Below are 3692 nucleotides of genomic sequence, written 5' to 3'. Positions count from 1 at the left end.
TATAAATATAAGAAATTTCATTCATTTAAGCAATATAAACACATAAAATTATGGATCGAATTATTGATTTATATGACTTATATAACAAAAAAAGTCGGAAGAATAATCTTCCGACCATGACTAGCTTTACTCCTCTTTTTTTATATCTAATTCTAAAAAACTATTTCAAATCAAAACTTGATTTAGAAACCAATTCTCCTTTATCAAAAACATTGATGAAATAGGTGCCTTTTTGAAAATCTTTTCCTGGTAAATTCTCAGAAACCTGAACCGTTTTATTTTCATATTTTACAGTACTTGTAAAACTATAAGTTAAATCTTTGCCATCGAAATTTTCACTTTTCTTTTGACCTAAAACATTGCTTTTACTGTCAATCACCTGTACATAATACGTTTTGTCTCCTGACTTAGCAATCTCGTTTCCTGCGATAGTAAAACTAATTTTAAGCATATTAGTTCTTCTTGCTTTATCCGTTTCAATTTCTTTTCCAGAACTTCTAACTTTATAAGCTGAGCTTTGAATGTTTAAAACAGTTAACTTAGAGCCTTTTTCAACTACTTTAGCTAATTCGTCATTTTGACCTACTAAAGCTTCGTTGTATTTTTTTGACTCGTTCAAAACTACAGCTGTACTATCGCGTTGTGCTTTAACTACTGTGTTTTCTTTTTTCAAACCTTCATTTTCAGCCATTAAAGCTTTCATCTTATTTTGCAAAAGATTCATTTTTGTTTTAAAAGCAGATAAATCACCTTTAGATTGTTTAACTTCTGCCATTAAACTTACCACTTTATCTCTCTCTTGAATTAATTCATCAGACATTGAAGTATTTTCAGCAATTGCAGCATCATAAGTCGCTTTTAATTCTTCTAAATCTTTCAATACTGATTCTTTTTCACTTACAGTTGTAGTTAAAACGGTTTGAACTTTTTCAGTATCAGAAGACAACTTGAATATATAAACTAGACTTCCTACTAATAAGACTGCTAATACAGCAATAACTGCCTTTAGACCTGTACTACTTTGCTTGTTTTCCATTTTTTAAGGTTTTTTGAATTTTAATAATCAAATTTAACAATATAATTTTAACATATAACGTCCTTTAATAATTTATATTATTTTTGTCTAAAAAATTTTCTTGTACCAATGGACAAATTTCTACCTTTCACAAATCATGATCTTGCTAAAGTAACGAATCATAGAAGTGGGGAAATAAAGTTTGGGGAAAAAATGTTAACCGTTCCTGTGGGCGCTAACCCAATTTCCTTTATAAAAAATACCGAAGCTAAATATGTTTTATTGGGTATTCCCGAAGACATAGGTATTAGAGCTAATTTTGGAAGACCAGGAGCAGCTTCAGCCTGGAACGAAGCCATTAAAAGTATCGCTAATATTCAGCACAACCGTTTTTGTAAAGGTAACCAAATCATTGTTTTGGGACAAATTAATGTCGCCGAAGAAATGACTGAAGTTGAGAATTTAGACTTTCAAAAAATTGACGACCGTGTAAAATTAAGTCAGCTTGTAAAAAAAATTGACAAAGATGTTTCTCATATTATTTTCAGCATAGTCAAACTTGGTAAAATTCCAATTATCATTGGCGGAGGACATAATAATTCCTATGGAAATATTAAAGGAACAGCTCTGGCAAAAGGAAAACCTATTAACGCAATAAATTTTGATGCTCATTCTGACTTTAGAATTTTAGAAGGTCGCCATAGCGGAAATGGTTTTTCGTATGCTTATGAAGAAGGTTTTTTGAAAAAATATTTTGTTTTCGGTTTACACGAAAACTATACTTCTAAAAATGTACTCGATATTATCAAAAAAATTGACGACCGCGTACGATACAATACTTACGATAGCATCAATATCCGTAAAGAAAAAAACTTCACTCAGGAAATGATGAGTGCTTTAGAATTTATTAAAAATGATTCTTTTGGTATCGAAGTAGATTTGGATGCAATTCCGAATATTGCCAGTAGCGCTATGACTTTAAGTGGTTTTTCAGTTGAGGAATTACGTCAATTTGTTTCCTTTTTTGCAAAAAATAAAAACGCGAGTTATTTACACATTTGCGAAGGCGCACCCGATTTGGACGTTGACAAAAACAACCACTTAATTGGGAAATTGATTGGTTATTTAGTTACCGACTTTATAAAATCAAATTTGAATAAAAATACTATTTAATACAAAATCAGATTATTCAGCTGTTGTACTAACACCGAATTCAAACTACAAACCAGCATCCGGAATATTAATACTATCTTTGCCGCACTTATTACTGTAACACTTACAGAATAATTAATACCAAACATATGTTATTCGAAGAATTATCACTTTCAAAAAGTATTCAAAGAGCGGTTTTTGAAGAAGGTTATACCAACCCAACACCTATCCAGGAACAGGCTATTCCGCTTATTCTGGCAGGAAACGATTTAATAGGTTGTGCGCAAACCGGAACCGGAAAAACAGCAGCTTTTGCCATACCAATTATACATCAATTGCATCGCATTGTAGGTTCATCAAAAAAACCGAAACAAATTCGTGCGCTGGTTGTTACACCTACAAGAGAATTAGCTGTACAAATTGGTCAAAGCTTTGACACCTATGCTAAATACACCAATCTGACGCAACTCACTATTTTTGGAGGAGTTTCTCAAAATCCGCAAGTAGATACCTTAAAAAATGGTGTGGATATTTTGGTTGCCACTCCGGGACGATTATTAGATTTACATAAACAAGGATTTGTAAACTTAGACCATCTACATACCTTGGTCTTAGATGAAGCAGATCAAATGCTGGACATGGGATTTGTGAATGATGTCAAGAAAATTGTAAAACTGACGCCTAAAAACAGACAGACTTTATTTTTCTCTGCCACAATGCCAATTGCCATCAGAGAATTAGCTGAAATGTTTTTGACTGATCCTGAGACTGTAACTGTAACGCCCGTTTCATCAACAGCGGAAAAAGTAGAGCAACGCATTTATTTTGTTGAAAAAGGAGAAAAAAGAAACCTGCTTTACAACTTACTTCAAAATGACAACCTTAGCGATGTATTGGTTTTTGCAAGAACAAAACATGGTGCCGACAATATTGTAAAAGCTTTGCGTAAAAAAAATGTGGCCGCCGAAGCAATTCACGGTGACAAATCACAAAATGCCAGACAAAGAGTTTTAGATGCATTTAAAAATAAAGAAATAGGTGTACTAATCGCAACTGATATTGCTGCTCGAGGTATTGATATTGACCAATTGCCATATGTTATTAATTTTGATTTGCCTAATATTCCTGAAACTTACGTTCACCGAATAGGAAGAACAGGACGCGCAGGTAATGTGGGAATTGCAATTTCTTTTTGTAGTAAAGACGAACACGGCTATTGGAAAGACATTCAAAGATTAATCAAAGTAGATGTAAAAACTATCTCTGACCATCCTTATCCATGGCATTCAGGTAGTCCTGATAAAGCGGAAGCCAAACCTAAAACCAATAACAGAAGCGGAAGTTCTAATAAATCAAGAAAATCCGATGCTTCAAAGAAAAACAAAAAACGCTGGTATTAACCTAGTCATGGTCGGAAGAAATTCTGGCCATTTTTTTTATGTTTTAAATACTTTATCAGGATTTCCACCTGCGAATATTATCAAAATCGCTGTAATCATATCTCTAAGTTCCATTGCGATTCTTC

General features: G+C 32.9%; 3 protein-coding genes. 2 read left to right on the top strand and 1 reads right to left on the bottom strand.

Going from position 1 to position 3692, the window contains the following annotated elements; genetic code table 11:
- Positions 1 to 160: 160 nt before the first annotated feature.
- Positions 161 to 1036 (bottom strand): hypothetical protein, encoded by an 876-nt coding sequence (locus AAEO59_RS16300; protein ID WP_341701805.1) that lies wholly within the window; start codon positions 1034 to 1036, stop codon positions 161 to 163.
- 108 nt (positions 1037 to 1144) lie between these two features.
- On the opposite strand from AAEO59_RS16300, the gene AAEO59_RS16295 reads away from it, so the two are divergent.
- Together AAEO59_RS16295 and AAEO59_RS16290 are read left to right on the top strand one after the other, a co-directional pair.
- Complete coding sequence (locus AAEO59_RS16295; RefSeq protein ID WP_341701804.1) at positions 1145 to 2188, top strand: formimidoylglutamase; 1044 nt, start codon at positions 1145 to 1147, stop codon at positions 2186 to 2188.
- Positions 2189 to 2316: 128 nt separating this feature from the next.
- Entirely contained in the window at positions 2317 to 3567 is a 1251-nt protein-coding gene (locus AAEO59_RS16290) for a DEAD/DEAH box helicase (protein ID WP_341701803.1), read from the top strand.
- The last annotated feature ends 125 nt before the right edge of the window (positions 3568 to 3692 follow it).

The sequence above is a fragment of the Flavobacterium flavipallidum genome (assembly GCF_038289905.1).
GTDB classification, from domain to species: domain Bacteria; phylum Bacteroidota; class Bacteroidia; order Flavobacteriales; family Flavobacteriaceae; genus Flavobacterium; species Flavobacterium flavipallidum.
The sequence above is the reverse complement of the archived record's forward strand: the minus strand, read 5'-3'. Positions and strand labels throughout refer to the sequence as shown.

Coding starts and splice junctions, on each gene's coding strand:
- AAEO59_RS16300 (WP_341701805.1), bottom strand. CDS start 1,036: ATGGAAAACAAGCAAAGTAGTACAGGTCTAAAGGCAGTTATTGCTGTA.
- AAEO59_RS16295 (WP_341701804.1), top strand. CDS start 1,145: ATGGACAAATTTCTACCTTTCACAAATCATGATCTTGCTAAAGTAACG.
- AAEO59_RS16290 (WP_341701803.1), top strand. CDS start 2,317: ATGTTATTCGAAGAATTATCACTTTCAAAAAGTATTCAAAGAGCGGTT.